General features: G+C 37.4%; 15 protein-coding genes. 9 read left to right on the forward strand and 6 right to left on the reverse strand.

Annotated features, from left to right (window positions below):
- Positions 1-41: 41 nt before the first annotated feature.
- The 6 genes from ASG21_RS15635 to serS all read left to right on the forward strand — a co-directional run bounded on the left by ASG21_RS15635 (position 42) and on the right by serS (position 6,586).
- Positions 42-827 (forward strand): (Fe-S)-binding protein, encoded by a 786-nt coding sequence (locus ASG21_RS15635; RefSeq protein ID WP_056082597.1) that lies wholly within the window; start codon positions 42-44, stop codon positions 825-827.
- A 152-nt stretch (positions 828-979) separates the two neighbouring features.
- Complete coding sequence (locus ASG21_RS15640) at positions 980-1,468, forward strand: hypothetical protein (protein WP_056082599.1); 489 nt, start codon at positions 980-982, stop codon at positions 1,466-1,468.
- A 4-nt stretch (positions 1,469-1,472) separates the two neighbouring features.
- Positions 1,473-2,297 carry an FkbM family methyltransferase gene (locus ASG21_RS15645; protein WP_056082601.1) on the forward strand — a complete coding sequence of 275 codons (825 nt, stop codon included), beginning with the start codon at positions 1,473-1,475 and terminating at the stop codon, positions 2,295-2,297.
- 1,141 nt (positions 2,298-3,438) lie between these two features.
- Positions 3,439-4,686 (forward strand): oligosaccharide flippase family protein, encoded by a 1,248-nt coding sequence (locus ASG21_RS15655; RefSeq protein WP_056082608.1) that lies wholly within the window; start codon positions 3,439-3,441, stop codon positions 4,684-4,686.
- Between the two features lie 14 nt (positions 4,687-4,700).
- A complete protein-coding gene (locus ASG21_RS15660; RefSeq protein WP_056082612.1) occupies positions 4,701-5,207 on the forward strand; it encodes a hypothetical protein in 507 nt (168 codons plus the stop codon).
- A 110-nt stretch (positions 5,208-5,317) separates the two neighbouring features.
- Positions 5,318-6,586, forward strand: coding sequence for a serine--tRNA ligase (gene serS, locus ASG21_RS15665; protein WP_056083758.1), 1,269 nt, complete (start codon positions 5,318-5,320; stop codon positions 6,584-6,586).
- A 140-nt stretch (positions 6,587-6,726) separates the two neighbouring features.
- On the opposite strand, the gene ASG21_RS15670 is transcribed toward serS, so the two are convergent.
- The 6 genes from ASG21_RS15670 to ASG21_RS15695 form a co-directional block, all read right to left on the reverse strand.
- The gene (locus ASG21_RS15670; protein WP_056082615.1) at positions 6,727-7,308 is read right to left on the reverse strand and encodes a pentapeptide repeat-containing protein; all 582 of its coding nucleotides are present in this window, start codon (positions 7,306-7,308) and stop codon (positions 6,727-6,729) included.
- Positions 7,309-7,454: 146 nt separating this feature from the next.
- Positions 7,455-8,684: a rod shape-determining protein RodA gene (rodA, locus tag ASG21_RS15675; RefSeq protein ID WP_056082618.1), complete on the reverse strand. Its 1,230-nt coding sequence runs from the start codon at positions 8,682-8,684 to the stop codon at positions 7,455-7,457.
- Positions 8,681-10,711 carry a penicillin-binding transpeptidase domain-containing protein gene (locus tag ASG21_RS15680; protein ID WP_056082621.1) on the reverse strand — a complete coding sequence of 677 codons (2,031 nt, stop codon included), beginning with the start codon at positions 10,709-10,711 and terminating at the stop codon, positions 8,681-8,683. The genes rodA and ASG21_RS15680 overlap by 4 nt, the downstream gene beginning before the upstream one ends.
- Positions 10,708-11,214 (reverse strand): hypothetical protein, encoded by a 507-nt coding sequence (locus tag ASG21_RS15685; protein ID WP_056082624.1) that lies wholly within the window; start codon positions 11,212-11,214, stop codon positions 10,708-10,710. Before ASG21_RS15685 ends, ASG21_RS15680 begins: the two co-directional genes overlap by 4 nt.
- Positions 11,207-12,061 (reverse strand): rod shape-determining protein MreC, encoded by an 855-nt coding sequence (gene mreC / locus ASG21_RS15690; RefSeq protein ID WP_056082627.1) that lies wholly within the window; start codon positions 12,059-12,061, stop codon positions 11,207-11,209. Before mreC ends, ASG21_RS15685 begins: the two co-directional genes overlap by 8 nt.
- Before the next feature lie 28 nt (positions 12,062-12,089).
- The gene (locus tag ASG21_RS15695; RefSeq protein ID WP_056082629.1) at positions 12,090-13,115 is read right to left on the reverse strand and encodes a rod shape-determining protein; all 1,026 of its coding nucleotides are present in this window, start codon (positions 13,113-13,115) and stop codon (positions 12,090-12,092) included.
- Between the two features lie 237 nt (positions 13,116-13,352).
- Between ASG21_RS15695 and hemA the strand changes: the two genes are divergently transcribed.
- From hemA to ASG21_RS15710, 3 genes are all read left to right on the forward strand, one after another.
- Positions 13,353-14,627 carry a glutamyl-tRNA reductase gene (gene hemA / locus ASG21_RS15700; RefSeq protein WP_056082631.1) on the forward strand — a complete coding sequence of 425 codons (1,275 nt, stop codon included), beginning with the start codon at positions 13,353-13,355 and terminating at the stop codon, positions 14,625-14,627.
- Positions 14,614-15,522 carry a hydroxymethylbilane synthase gene (gene hemC / locus ASG21_RS15705; RefSeq protein ID WP_185113739.1) on the forward strand — a complete coding sequence of 303 codons (909 nt, stop codon included), beginning with the start codon at positions 14,614-14,616 and terminating at the stop codon, positions 15,520-15,522. Before hemA ends, hemC begins: the two co-directional genes overlap by 14 nt.
- Positions 15,523-15,743: 221 nt before the next feature.
- Positions 15,744-16,325, forward strand: coding sequence for a DUF1287 domain-containing protein (locus ASG21_RS15710; protein WP_056082637.1), 582 nt, complete (start codon positions 15,744-15,746; stop codon positions 16,323-16,325).
- Position 16,326 lies beyond the last annotated feature (1 nt).

A 16,326-nucleotide genomic window follows, 5' to 3' on the forward strand; every position in this document is an offset into this window, starting at 1 on the left:
GGTAAATTGTTTCACTGTTATATTGGTAAATTTAAAACTATATGGATTTCACTATAAAAACAATGGCCGATTACGCAATGGAAGGCAAATCTCCCGAAGTTCTATTCTGGGTAGGATGTGCCGGAAGTTTTGACGACAGAGCCAAAAAAATAACAAGAGCATTCTGCAAAATTTTAAATAACATCGGCGTTGAATTTGCCGTTCTCGGTCAGGAAGAAAGCTGTACCGGTGATCCTGCAAAACGTGCCGGAAATGAATTCGTTTTCCAGATGATGGCTTTGACGAATATTGAAGTTCTGAATGCTTACGAAGTAAAAAAAATCGTGACGGCTTGTCCGCACTGTTTTAATACTCTAAAAAACGAATATCCTGCATTAGGCGGAAATTACGAGGTTATACACCACACTCAGTTTCTGAAAAGCCTCATGGAAGAAGGGCGCCTGAAAATTGAAGGAGGAAAATTCAAAGGTAAAAAAATCACTTTTCACGATCCTTGCTATCTGGGAAGAGCGAATGGCGAATATGAAGCACCAAGAATGCTTCTTGAAAAGCTGGATGCCGAACTGGTGGAAATGAAGCGTTGCAAAACCAACGGTCTCTGTTGCGGTGCCGGTGGCGCGCAAATGTTTAAAGAGCCGGAAAAAGGGAATAAAGACGTCAACATCGAACGTACGGAGGAAGCGCTTTCAACCGAGCCAAAAGTTATTGCAACAGGCTGCCCGTTCTGCAACACGATGATGACAGATGGTGTGAAGCATTTCAATAAAAATACAGAAGTAGAAGTAAAAGACATTGTAGAACTTTTGGCGGAAGCTGAAGATCTGTAAATATTTAAACTCTCAACAATAAAAACTCAAGATTACGATCCTGAGTTTTTTTTATTCAAAACGGTTAATCAGGAAAATTACGTAATTTTACAGTTCAAAGATTAAAAAGTAAATTGCCTGCAGCGATTAAGCTTATAAATAAATATCTACTTATGAAAATTGAAGAATCAGACATTGTAGAAGCAAACGACTACAGAGTTATTATATATCCGGCATCAAGACCTTTGGCAACAGTTGAAGCTAAAAAAATCACTGAGAAGCTATACGATTTTCTTGCAACGTGGGCAGCGCACGGCAAACCGCTTTCGTCTTCTTTTAAAATAGAAAAAAACCAGTTTATTGTGATCTGTGTAGATGAAGAAAAAGAAATGGCTTCGGGCTGCAGCATCGATGCTTTGGGAAAAATCATGCGTGAAATTGATGACGAATACCAGCTTGGATTATTTGACAGAATGAAAGCAAGTTTTGTAGAAAACGGTGAAGTAAAAACTTTAAAGCTGATGGATTTTAAAACTAAAATCAGAAACGGTGAATTATCTAAAGACATCGAAGTATTTGATTTTTCCAAAAATACTTATCTCGAATTTTTAGGGAATTTTCTGTTGCCTTTTGACAGGAGCTGGGCAGTTACCATAAAGTAAGCTGATGAAATTGATCCGGGGTCTGCTTGCCGTTTTTTTAAAAAATCTATTTAAAATCGGTTTTTTAAGAGAAAAATATTTTGGTTTCCACAAACATATTTTTACTCCGTATCAACTTTTTAGAGAAGTGAAGAAAAAAATAATTTACAGAGATTGTATCTATATAAATATTGACCTGGAAGACTGGATTCAGCAACAGATTTATTTTCTTGGTGACTATGAAAAGCCTGAAATTGATTACCTCTATCAATATTTAAAACCTGGATACACATTTCTGGACATCGGCGCCAACATCGGACTTTTTTCTTTAAATGCCTCAAAAATTGTAGGAAATACCGGCAGTGTCTTTTCTTTCGAAGCTTTTACACCCAATTTTCTGAAGCTGAAAAAAAATATTGAAGATAATAATCTGAAAAATATAGTAACTGAGCATCGGGCAATTTCAAATGATAATTCACCTGTAGAAATTTTATACAGAGACGAAAACAAAAATATCGGTACGGCGTCAGCTTTTCTGCGGGACTTTACCTCCAGAGAAATTGTAGAAGGCACTACTGTTGACAAATTCCTATCAGACAGGAAAATTATCCGGGTAGATCTGATAAAAATTGATATCGAAGGCGGTGAATTCAAGGCTTTATCGGGAATGACAGACACACTCCGGAATCTTAAGCCCCAAATCATTATTGAAATCAGCAGCGAAACCTTGAAGAACTCCAATTCAAGTGAGGAAGAGTTACTGAGGTTCTTAAAAAGCTTTGATTATCAAATGATTAAAAAACTCAGCACAGGCGAAAATTCGTACAACGCTGTCTTTGGAATTAATTAACCGCTGTCTAAGCGAAATGTATAGGTTTGAAAAAAAAAANNNATTTTGTACAGCGTCACGCAGAAGCTGTGTCGGTAATGCATAACGTAGAAATCCTTCACGCTATTGGAGATTTTTCGCAAAAAACAAAGTTTGTAGTTGACGACAGAAAGATTAATAACATCCGGACTATTGTCGTTTATTATAAAAAATCAAAAAATACAGTCATTAATTTTTCGCGGAGAATGAGAGCCTATTCCAATGGTTTTCAGCTTCTTTCGAAACCAGATCTTTTACATGCCAATGTTTTGCAGAAACCGATGCTGTTTGCTGTATATTTAAAATTGCGCAGACAGATTCCGTTTGTAATTTCAGAGCACTGGTCTTATTTTCTTCGTGTTAACCAATCAAAACTGTCTTTTTCCGACATACTGACTGCGCGCTTCATAGCAAAACACGCTTCCGATATAATGCCGGTGAGCAACATTCTCGCAGAGAGTATGATGAACCTAAACATCGGAAAATCATTCAGTGTAGTTGGAAACGTAGTAGACACAGATCTTTTTTATCCTCAAAATAAAAATCAGCAGCCTTTTGTTTTTCTCCACATTTCGAATCTCATTCCGCTGAAAAATCCGGACGCTATTATTAAATCAGCTTTAAAACTTAGAAAAGATTATGGCAATTTTGAGCTCTGCATTGGCGGCGACGGTAATTTTGAAAGACTGGAAACAATCGTAAAAGAGAATAATGCAACAGAATTTATTACTGTTTTCGGGGAAATTTCTCATCAGCATGTTACCGAAAAAATGAGACGCGCCAATTGCTTTATACTTTTCAGTGATTACGAAAGTTTTTCGTGTGTTTTACTGGAGTCTTTGGCCTCAGGAACCCCCGTCATTGCTACCAACGTCGGTGCAATACCCGAAATGATTCAGAAAAATCAGGGAATCATTATTGAGAAATCTGAAGATGAACTTTTCGAAGCAATGAAGAAAATGCTGGAAGGCCGGTTTCAGGCAGATTCATCGGAAAATCTGCATCAGTATGTTGCAGAAAAGTTTTCAATCAAACGAATCGCGCAAATGTTTGACGATGTTTACAAAAGAATTGTGTAATTTAGAATTGAAAAGCAGATTTAATACTCCCGAGTCTTTATTACATGAAAAATTTAAAAGATTTTATACAGGCTTTCTTCAAAAATAACGGACAGCATGTATTTTTATCTCTGTTGATTGCTAAGATCTGTGCTTTCGCGGGATCTATCATAATGGTCAGAATTTTACCTGAAAGTGAGTTTGGGGTGCTCAGTATTGTCGCTTCGGTTTTCGCAATATTTGTTCCTTTCACCGGTTTTGGCAGCACCCAAAGCTTAATGCGTTTTGGCTCACTGTGTGAAGATGAAAATGAAAAAAAAGAACTGTCGGCCTACCTTTTTCTCAAAGGTTTTGTCAACCAGCTTATTTTGAGTCTGATTTTTTTCTTTACAGCATTTTTTTACGTAGAGCAATATTCGCAGATCGTGGTGATATTCCTGTTTTTCACAGTACGGCTTATCGGCATTTATTTTCTCACTCATGTACAGTCTGAAAAGCGGATACATTTTAAAAATAAAGAATTTGCAGCCATTAATAACGTTATTAATATTTTTGGCTTGGTAATGACCATACCTCTGTCGTATTATTATGGAATTTGGGGATATCTCTTTGTAAATGCTTTATCTCCTTTTGTATCTTTGTTTTGGTTTAAAAATAAATCAATCAACTTTAAAGCGCCTTTATCTCATTTTAAAGCAAAAGAAATCTGGTCTTTTGCCGTGCATGCGTCAACTACTGCATTGCTGTCTGAAGCATTTTTCTCGGCCGATATTTTACTTCTGAGCTTTTTAAAAGATGAAAATATGGTTGCCCACTACAGAGTTGCAATTTTACTTCCTTCCAATATTACATTTTTAGCCATCTCATTTATGCAGAGTGACTACTCACTGATTGCCAAAAATTTTAGAAATAAACTTTATCTTAAAAACTATATCCTCAATTACTACAAAATTTTTATTCCGTTATCTGTACTCATCTGCCTGATTGGCTATTTTGCAAGCGAAGCCATCATAAGCTTATTTTTTGGTAAACAATACATCGGAAATTCTTTCATATTTTCAATGCTGCTGGTCGCGTTCTGCGGAAGTATGCTGCTGCGGAATCTCTATGGAAATCTATTGGCTGCAGTAGGTTTAATGAAAAAAAATACGCTGTATTCTTTCCTTTCCTTACTTGTGCTTGCACTTCTCACCTTTCTTTTGGTACCTAAAGACGGCCTTCTCGGGATGAGCATTGCTATGAGCCTTACATTAACTTTCACTGGGTTTTTACTGATGTTTTCGTTTATGAATTACTATAGAAAACTAAAATAAATTACCTTTGTACAATGAAGAAATATCTTTGGGGATTATCTTTGTTTTTACTGGCGCTTCTGAGTTGCAGAACTGATGAGGAAAGCCTGCAGAACATTGATCAGATCATCACTTTTTATATGAAAAATGCTGCGGGACAGGACCTTCTGAATCCCACAGCCGTTGGATCCTATTCAAACATTACCATGAACGATGTTTTTGGGGAGACAGACAATTCGCCGGTTACATTTTCCAGTCCGGCAATGCAGGCGGATTCTACCTACTCCATTCAGTACACCGCGGGAGCCACAAGAAGATTGCTGTCTTCTGATGCAAATGACAACCGGATTTACCATTCTCAGATTGCTCTTAAAATGAGCCAGAAAATAAATGACACCGCTTTTGCAGAAGTGAGAGACACCATGGAGATTCAGTACCGGTGGTCGCCTACTCTTTTTGAGGTATCTAAGGTTCTGTATAATAAAAATGAAGTTTTTAATAAAACTCCTACCTCCGGAAATACATTTACCATTACGAAATAATTTAATTTTCATAAATTGCAGGATGAACGGTTTTTAAGCGAAAAATGATCATCATTTTCGGTAAAAATATATTGACCATTCATTATTTTCAAACACCCAACAACTCATTTATGTTACAGGTTCAATTTTTGCGCGACAATAAGGAACGCGTTTTAGAAGGTCTTAAAAAGAGACAGTTCAAAAATCCTGAATTGGTAGACGAAGCCATTGCTGCCGATGAAGAAAGAAAAAAAATTCAGTTTGAACTGGATTCTCAACTTGCCGAATCGAACAAAATCGCCAAAGAAATCGGGATTTTAATGAAAGAAGGCAAAAAAGAAGAAGCAGAATCGTCGAAATCTAAAACAGCACAGTACAAGGAATCGAGCAAAGAACTGGAAAGCAAACTCAGCGTTTTGGAGACTGATTTAATGAACATTTTATATCAGATCCCGAATATTCCGAACGAGAAGGTGAAAGCCGGTGTATCAGCAGATGATAACGAAATCATTTATCAGTCTCACGATGTGGAAGGCTTAGGTGAAGGTGCAATTCCGCACTGGGAACTGGCAAAAAAATACAACCTGATTGATTTTGAACTGGGTGTAAAAATTGCCGGAGCAGGCTTTCCTGTCTATCTTGGAAAAGGTGCAAGACTGCAGAGAGCTTTGGTGCAGTACTTTTTAGATAAAAATGTAGATAAAGGATACATGGAAGTGAATCCTCCTCACGTTGTGAACGAGGCTTCAGGTTTCGGAACAGGTCAGTTGCCCGATAAAGAAGGGCAGATGTATTATATCAACGAAGATAAATTGTTCCTCATTCCGACAGCGGAGGTTCCGGTAACGAATCTTTACCGTGATGTTTTGTTTCAGGAAAAAGATCTTCCAATCAAAAATACAGCGTTTTCACAGTGCTACAGAAGAGAAGCGGGAAGCTACGGTGCTCACGTAAGAGGTCTGAACCGTCTTCATCAGTTTGAAAAAGTGGAGATTGTAAGAATCGAAAAGCCGGAAAATTCCTATGCTGTTTTGGAAGAAATGGTAGAACATATCAAAGAAATTTTAACTGATCTTGAGCTTCCGTACAGAGTTTTAAGACTTTGTGGCGGTGATACAGGTTTTGCTTCTGCGATGACTTATGATTTTGAAGTCTGGAGCGCGGCTCAGGAAAAATGGCTTGAGGTAAGTTCAGTTTCCAATTTTGAAACTTTTCAGGCGAACAGATTGAAGTGCAGATACAAAGCAGATGGAAAGTCTCAGCTGGTGCATACTTTAAACGGTTCTGCGATGGCTTTGCCAAGAATTATGGCAGCTTTACTTGAAAATAATCAGACTGAAGAAGGAATTAAATTACCAAAGAAAGTAGCTGAATATGCGAAGTTTGATTTAATTAACTAATTGAGATTTGAACCATTAACATCTATTACTTTGTTAAGTTTTTTAAGAATTTGCAGGCAGATTTAAGATTGATTTTAATAGTAAACTTACTTCGAACTAACTTAAATATAAATTTAGACCACCTTTCCGGGGTGGTTTTTTTATGCGTTTTTGTCGATAATAATTTTATGATGAAGCAGTAAACCTGAAAGATTTGAAGGAGAAAATTTCGCACCTTTCATTTTGTTGTTATCAGGATTAAATGCAAAATTAAAAGCTGTTCTGAAATCTGTCTGTTCAAGGTTGGTACGGTCGAAAGTGGCTCCTGAAAGATCACAATTTAAAAAAGCGGCGTTTCTGAGATCAGCTTCCGAAAAGTCGGTTTCGTGTAGAACACAGTCTTTAAAAACAGTTTTTCTGAGTGACAGTTTGTAAAATATAGAATTGCTCAGCAGGCAGTTTTCAAATTTAAAGGAAAGTCCGAAATCATTACAGGAATCGAAGGCAAGACCAAGCATTTTAGAATCTTTAAAAATGACATCGCGGAAAGCCGTGGAGTTTAAATTAGCCATGCTGAGATTACAGTCTGTAAATTCACAGTCATTAAATTTAAAACCGGAAAAATCGGCATATTCAAAATTGCAGTTTTTAAAAGTACAGTTTTCATATTCACCTGTCTGCAAAGGAGATTCGGCGAAATTTGAATTGGAATAATTTTGCTCTGAAATGTAAACTTCGCTCATTAAAATCTTTTAAATTTAATTTGAAAAATCTAATAATAAAAATATCAAAAATTGATTTTTAAAAACAGTATTTTCTAACACTGATTTTGAAGATTAAGCAGATTTTAAATAATGTTTGGAAACTTCCAACTTCCAGCTTATAACTATTATACAAGGCTGTTCTTATCTGCGTAATTCAGTTTAAAGAAAATAAAAGTCATAATCGAGAATGCCAAAAGCGAACTTCCTCCGTAACTGAAGTATGGCAATGGAATCCCAACCGTTGGAAACAAGCCCATCACCATCCCTAAATTGATGGAAAAGTGCATTAAAAGTATCGAGGCAAATGAAAACCCGAAAACTCTGTTAAAGGTTGATTTCTGCTTTTCTGCGAGGTAGTAAATTCTGCCGATGAAAACCATGTAACATAAGACCAGCACAGAACTTCCTACAAATCCCCATTCTTCGCCTACGGTACAGAAAATATAATCGGTTTCCTGTTCGGGAACGAATTTTCCCTGCGTAACAGAACCTTCACGGTAACCTTTGCCAAACATTCCGCCAGAACCGATGGCCGTTTTTGAATACAATAAATTATATCCAGAGGTATCTCTGAAGGCTTTTTCACCTTTGTATAAAACTTCAATTCTCTCTCTCTGATGTTTGGGAAGTTTTTCCAGAACATAAGGAGTTCCGAACGCCAAACCACACAGCAGAAGCAGTGAGCCTGCAATACCTGCAACAGAGATTACATCCCATGACATCCTGTGGTAATTTAAGAAAATAAATACCGCGTAAATTAAAACGATGACAATAACCACGTAAAGCGGATTTACGGCCAAAGAAATAAGAAAAACGCCGGCAAATAAACCTCCTATTCCAAACAGCCATCCACTCAATCCTTCACGGTATAATGCAATGAAAAATGCAAGAAAAACAAGTAATGAACCAACATCGGGGATCATCAAAACGACAATTGCAGGAATTCCAATAATTGCTAAAGTAGTCAGTAAAGATTTTCTGTTTTTTAAATTAAATTCAGCTCCGGAAACATAGCTCGCCAGCATCAGAGCTGTTCCGATCTTGGAAAATTCTACAGGCTGCATAGTGATACTTCCGAATTTATACCAGTTTTTCTGTCCTAAAATTTCGGTACCAAAAGGGAAAAGCCCGATCAGAAGCAAAACACCTCCAATGTAAAATATCGCTGAAAGATTTTCGAAAAATTTACTTCTGCTGAAGAAAATAACCAGACCGACAAAAATTGAAATTCCGAAAAAAATCAGTTGTTTTTCGCCCAACTTCTGGTCAACGCTGTAAATATTGGCGATGGCAAAGATGCACAGCAAAAAATACAGTCCGAGCCCCAACTTGTCTATTCCTTCTGTCCACTTCATAATTTCGGGTTTTTAGAAGTTTTTTTTGCCTTTTCTTTTTCCTGAAGTTTGGCTTTTTGTTTTTTCACCATTTCCAGGCTGTCCTGTATTTTTTTCAGTTTTAAAGAATCCGGTTTTGGATCTTTGTACAGACCTTTTCGTTTCAAATCTGCAATCCACTGACGTTTGTATTCAGGCATAAAGCTCGCAGTGACCATTTTTTTATAAAGATGTTCACGCTTCAGGTCTCCTGTAATGTATTTTTCTGCAATAACTGTACACGCCGGCCCTGCCCATGTTGCTCCAAATCCTGCATGTTCCATTACGGCAACCACTACAATTTTAGGCTTATCAGCAGGCGCAATTAAAACAAAAATGGAGTTGTCTTTCCCCTGCGGAACCTGTGCAGTTCCTGTTTTTGCTAACTGAGTGAACTCGGTGGATTTCAGACCTCTGGCTGTACCTGCAAGCACCACCGCTTCCATACCTTTTAAAACAGGCTCAAAATGTCTTGCTTCAACCAAAGTCTGATGTTTCTTTTTGAATCTTGGATCTGGATTAGGTTTCCCATCAATTGATTTCACGATATGAGGCGTGTAGTACCAGCCGCGGTTGGCAATTGCAGCCACATAATTTGCGAGCTGAATCGGCGTCACCAAAACATCACCCTGACCCATCCCGTTGTAAATCGCACCAGTCGGCATTTCGTCCCAGTTTTTAAAATCTACTTTCTGGGAACCATTGGCCTTCATAATTGCTTTAAAACGTTTTTCATAAAAATCCCCTGAAGGAATTCTGCCTTTTGCACCAACAGCAAAATCATTATTTAAAAACTCACCCACCCCAAAACTGCTCATGATCTTTTTCCATTCGTCAACTCCTTTGGATGGATTTCCCGGATATTTCTTGATGATCGCAATAAAAGCATAAGTGAAAAAACAGTTGCTCGAAACCTGAATAGAAGGAATCAGCGGATCAGCACCACCGTGACCTTTGATTCTTTTTCCTCTGTAGTAAAAACCGCCACCGCATGGGAAAATTGTTTTGTCAGTCATCACCCCCATCTGCATCGCAGCCAGAGCGGTCAGCAATTTGAAAGTAGATCCCGGAGGATAACCCGCCTGCAAAGATCTGTCGAACGTTGGTTTGTTTTCGTAAATGGTATCTTTTGAAAGTCGGTAAAGATTTTTTGACTTGTTGGGACCTGTAAAAAGATTGGGATCAATATCCGGACCGGTTGCTGCAACCAGAACTTCACCGTTGTTGGGATCTATAGCAACGACGGCTCCGTGCTTATCAACAAGCATTTCTTCTGCCATTCGCTGCAAATCGTAATCGATGGTTAGTGTAATGTCTTTTCCGGTAACCACCTCTTTATCCAAAGTTCCGTTTTTGTACGGGCCAACATTTCGGAGTTTAATGTCTTTCTGAATGTATTTTATGCCTTTAATTCCACGAAGATCTTTTTCGTAGGCTTTTTCAACACCACTTTTACCAATGAAATCTCCCGGAAGATAGTAGGTAGAATCTTTCTTGATTTCGCCATCGTTCACCTCATTGGTGTAGCCCAAAAGATTTCCTGAAGTAGAAACCTCGTACTGTCTCTGAGGTCTTGAAACAATGTTAAATGCAGGATATTTAAATATAATTTCCTGAACTCTTGCAATATCTTCCCTACTCAGATCCTTAAAGAAAGTCATTGGTGTGAGCTTGGAAAAATATTTTTCTTTTTTAATGTTATTGATTCTTGTATTGAAATCCTGTTTTGTAATTTTCATTAAATTACAGAATGCAACGGTGTCAAAATCGGGTTTCATCAAAGCCTGAGTGAAAGAAATTTCGTAGGCTGGCTGATTTCCAACCAAAATTTTTCCGTTCCGGTCGAAGATTACGCCTCTTTGGGGAATGATGTATTCAGTTTTAATGGATGTATTGGCAGCGTTGAGTGCATATCTGTCTGTAAAAAGCTGCAAATACGAAAGCCTTGCTACGAAAATGAGAGCAATGACAACAAGAATGGAGAAGATTTTTAAATAGCGTGTATTCAAACTTTCTGTTTGATTTTAAAGATTAATGCGTAAATTATTATAAATATAAACGAAATTAAACTTGTAATCGATATATTGAGTAAAATTTCAAAAATTCTTGTGAACTTGAAAAACTCAATATACTGCACAAAAAGCTGGTGCAGGAAGATACTTGAAAATAAGAAAAGTAAAAACTGACTCCACTGCAATGACTGGAATGAGAAAAAGTCTGTGGAAGTATCTGTAGATGTTCTGAAGATTAAGGTTCTGAAATAAGCGATAAGCGTTGTAGCAAAAGCATTATTTCCTCCGGAATGTAGAAAAGTATCAATAATAAAACCTAAAAGAAAGCTCAGTGCCAAAAACTGAAATTTATTTCTGAAAAACGGATAAAACATGACAAACGCCGGATAAATCACCGGGATGTATATTCCAAATAAGGTAATCTTATTGAGCACAAAAATCTGCAGTGCCACCAAAAATGCCATGATCAAAAGGTCGGTAAATATCGTTCTGCTAATCATGTTCTTTGTTAATTACAGCCTGCATGGTATCCTGAATTCTCTGCACTTCTGCTTTTTTCAGGTTTTTAACCACATAAATTTTACTTAAAGCACCCATTTTTTCACTCAGCTCCACCGAAATATCCCAGAAACCGGTTTGGTTGTCGACAGAATATCCTGCCACTTTCCCAACCATAACTCCCTGAGGAAAAATCGCTGATTTACCGTCAGTTACAATGGTGTCTCCTACTCTGATTGAAACATATTTCGGAATATCTGAAAGATGCATTGTTCGCGAATTGTCGCCCTTCCAGGTTAGCGTTCCAAAATAGCCTGACTTTTTCAGAGCGGCATTAATTCTGATTTTATTCACACTTAAAACCGACTGTACCAGCGCATAGGATTCTGTGGAATTAATCACAATTCCCGCAATTCCTTTCGGTGCCATGACACCCATTTGAGGAAGTACTCCGTCTCGTTTTCCGCGGTTGATGGTGAAGTAGTTATTTCTTCTGTTGATGCTGTTAAAAACAATGTCACCATCTACAAAAGTATAGATTTGCCCACCGCCAAGAGTATCGTGAACCTTCCTGAACATCGGGTTTTTATTGTAGCCTTTTCCGTAGAGCTGCGTCATCAGCATTTTATTCTGAGCCACGAGATCTTCGTTGGTCTGCTTAAGTTTCAGATAAGAAACCCCCTCGTCAATATAGCCGGAAACCCACGCATTAAAGGCCGCACTTTGACCTGCGAGCCACGATTTCTGCATTGCGTTTTTAGAAAATATCAGAACAAGAGCAATGATCTGCAGAAAAATAAAGAAGATAAACAAAGAGTTCTTCGAAAAAATTCTCAGCAAAAATCCCATTCAGATAAAAGGTCGTAAAAAGTTAAAATTATTTAATTAAGAAATTGAATTTATCCATATTCTTAAGTGCGATACCGGTACCTCTTACAACAGCTCTCAAAGGATCCTCTGCAACGAAAACCGGAAGACCCGTTTTTTTGTGAAGTCTGTCTGCCAAACCTCTCAGCAAAGCACCACCACCAGCAAGATAAATACCTGTTTTGTAGATATCAGCCGCCAATTCCGGAGGAGTAAGTGATAAAGTTTCCATTACAGAATCTTCAATTCTGATGATTGATTTATCCAGAGCGCGGGCAATTTCTTTGTAACCCACCATAATTTCTTTTGGTTTACCTGTAATAAGGTCTCTACCCTGTACCGGGATATCGTCGATATCCACATCAAGATCTTCAACTGCAGATCCCACTTCGATTTTCACTCTTTCAGCAGTTCTTTCTCCGATATATAAATTGTGATGTGTTCTTAAAAAATAAGCAATATCATTGGTAAATACGTCACCTGCAATTTTCACAGATTTGTCGCAGACAATACCACCTAAAGCAACAACAGCAATTTCAGTAGTACCACCACCGATATCGATAATCATATTACCCTCAGGCTTTTGAACATCAATACCAACTCCAATTGCAGCAGCCATTGGCTCATAAATCAAACGTACTTCTTTTGCGTTAACTTTTTGGGCAGAATCTCTTACCGCTCTTTTTTCAACTTCAGTAATTCCTGAAGGAATACAGATTACAATTCTTAAAGCAGGCTGAATAAATTTCCCTTTAATACCGGGAATTTTTTTGATAAATTCTTTAATCATGTGCTCCGAAGCATGGAAATCAGCAATCACCCCATCCTTCAAAGGACGGATGGTTTTGATATCTTCGTGCGTCTTACCCTGCATATGTTTTGCCTGCTCACCCACTGCAATCGGCTTTCCTGTGGAACGCTCAATGGCTACTATAGACGGTTGGTCAATAACAATTTTATTATTATGTATGATAAGAGTATTTGCGGTTCCTAAGTCTATCGCAATTTCCTGCGTAAACATATCGAATATGCCCATAATTTTTCTGCTGGTTTAAGTTTACAAAGATATAAATTTAACATCAGTCATAAAGTCTCATTTTAAATAATTTGGTTAAAATTTTATTAAATTTTGAAACTTGCTTTAACAGTTCACGAGCTAATCTTCAACAGATTTTTCTTTGTTTATCATCATTATAAATAGCTTTTCACGATATTTATCATTTACTAAATCACAAAATCCTTTGATAAAAAAGAATTAAATTTGCACCTGTTTATGATACAGTATTCTAAAGTACATCAGACATCCAATTTTGCCGTACTGTCAATCAGTTACGAGAAGGCTGATGTCGAGACAAGAGGAAAATTTGCATTTTTTGATGAAAACATCAAAAGTTTTGTTACCAAAGTTCACGAGCAGGATCTTGGTGACGCATTCGTTGTGTCTACCTGCAACCGTACAGAAATTTACACTACAACCAACAATTACCTTCTCATCGCAGAAGAATACTGCAAAACCATCGATGTACAGCTGACCGATTTTTTACAGTTTGCGAATATCCTCACAAAAGAAGAAGCTCTGAAACATCTTTTCCGCGTAGCAGCCGGACTGGAAAGTCAGATTATCGGTGATTTTGAAATTATCGGACAAATCAAAAAAGCGTATGCCCGTTTTAAAAGAGAAAGAAAAAATTCAAATCCATTTTTAGAAAGGTCAATAAATTCCGCGATTCAGATTTCTAAGAGAATAAAAAACGAAACGGGAATTTCGAACGGTGCAGCTTCGGTTTCTTACGCTGCCGTTCATTACATTTTAAATAATCAGAAAAGAATTACAGAGAAAAATATTCTCCTTCTCGGCGTAGGTGAAATCGGACAAAACACGGTTGAAAACTTAGTAAAACACGTTTATCAGCCGAAAATAAAAGTCGCTAACCGGACTCAGGAAAAAGCAGCTAAAATTTCTGAGAAATACAACATCCCGAATATCGATTACAGTGATTTCGAAAAGGAATTGGCGAATACAGATATTCTCATCGTTGCCACCGGAGCAAAAACACCGATCATTAACAAAACGCATCTCGTAAACGGAAAGGAAATTTTAATTATCGACCTTTCAATTCCGCATAACGTTGATAAAAATGCTTCCGAGCTTGAAAATGTGACATTAATTGATGTTGACGAACTGTCGAAACAGATTCAGGAAACCATTCAGCAGAGGGAAAAAGAAATCCCGAAAGCGGAAGTCATTATTAAAGAAATGACCAAAGATTTTCTTGAATGGGAAAAAAAGAGAAAACTGGCGCCCAACATTCATCATTTCAAAGCCGTTCTGAAAAACATGGAACGCAATGAAATGCACAACTTTTATAGAAAAAATAAGTACATCGACATCAATGATATGGAACTTTCTGAAAAAATGATTCAGAAAATTACCAACCGTTTTGCGAAATACATCATCGACAATCCTTTAAAGGCAGAAGAAATCAGCAAACTGATGCACGAAATTTTAGTGGAACAACCCAACAATGAATTCAATGAAAAACATTAGAATAGGAACAAGAAAATCTGCACTCGCACTTTGGCAGGCAGAGGAAGTGGCAGAAAAACTGCAGGAATTAAATTACACAACCGAAATTGTTCCGATTGTTTCTTCAGGTGACAAAAACCTCACTCAACCCCTTTATTCATTGGGAATCACCGGTGTTTTCACAAGAGATTTAGACATCGCTTTACTGAATGACGAGATTGATATCGCTGTGCATTCCCTGAAAGATGTTCCTACAAAACTTCCTGAAAACATCGAAATCGTTGCCTGCCTGGCAAGAGATTTCCCTCAGGATGTTTTAATCAGAAGAAAATCTGCTGTTAATAAAGAATTGCACGAACTTAAATTAGCGACAAGCAGTTTAAGAAGAAGAGCTTTCTGGCTGAAACAGTATCCCGAAACGGAATTTTTTGACATCAGAGGAAACATTCAGACCCGACTTCAGAAACTGGAGGAGCAGGATTTTGATGCGACAATTTTATCATTAGCCGGAATCAAAAGAATGAAGATGGAAATCGATTACGAATTCCTTCCGATGATGATTCCTGCTGCATCGCAGGGTGTTGTGGCAGTTGCCGGACATTCAGATAAGAAAGAGATCAACGAAATTTTAGCTAAAATCAATCATAGGGAAACCCAAATCTGTGTGGAAATTGAGAGAAATTTCCTCAGCACGCTGGAAGGTGGCTGTACCGCTCCGATTGGTGCTTTCGCTGAAAGGTTTGAGGATAAAATCAGATTAAAAGCCGCACTCTGTTCGCTAGACGGAAAAAATTATATTGCCACCGACGAAAGTTTTGATTTTAATGAAGAAGAAAATTTCGGAGCAAAATTTGCAAACATCGTTTTGGAAAATGGTGGAAAAGAACTGATGGCGGAGATTAAAAATCAGATCTGAGAATTCAAACTTTAAAATTTAAGATTCAATATTGCTGTTGAAACATTAAAATTTTTAGCTTTAATGGTTTCTTAACAAAAATTCTGGAGAAATTCATTTAAGAGTAGACTGCTTAATTACGATTTGATTTAAATCTTAACATTTCTTTATATTTGAGATTCTTTATTATTTGGATTAAATTTTTGAACTTTACAGAAAGTCCATCTTCAAATTTCTTACTGATGAAAAAATATTTTTCCATACTCATTCTTCTGTTTTTTGTCTTTACTGTCAATGCTCAGAATCAGTTTGCTCAAAAATTATCTGATGCCGCTTTGAGTTTAACGAAAGATAAAGTCACTTACGATCCGGCTTACATTTCAATTAAATATCCAAACGGAGACGTGCCGGCGGACAAAGGCGTGTGTACGGACGTCATTATCAGAGCGTACAGAAAGCTGGGGATTGATTTACAGAAAGAAGTGCATGAAGATATGAAGAAGAATTTCTCTAAATATCCTAAAAAGTATGGTTTGAAGAGACCTGACACCAATATCGATCACAGAAGAGTTCCCAATCTGCAGGTTTTCTTTGCCAAATTCGGAAAATCAAAATCTATCGAAACCAATCCCGCACTTTACGCTCCCGGAGACATCGTGACTTGGCTTCTTCCCGGAAATTTAACGCATATCGGAATTGTAGTCAACAAAAAATCGGCGGACGGAAAAAGATATTTAATTGTTCACAACATCGGTGGCGGACAGGTAATCGAAGACTGTCTGTTTAAATTTACGGTTACGGGACATTACCAATATTCTAAATAAT

This window comes from Chryseobacterium sp. Leaf394, assembly GCF_001424105.1.
Taxonomy (GTDB): Bacteria; Bacteroidota; Bacteroidia; order Flavobacteriales; family Weeksellaceae; genus Chryseobacterium.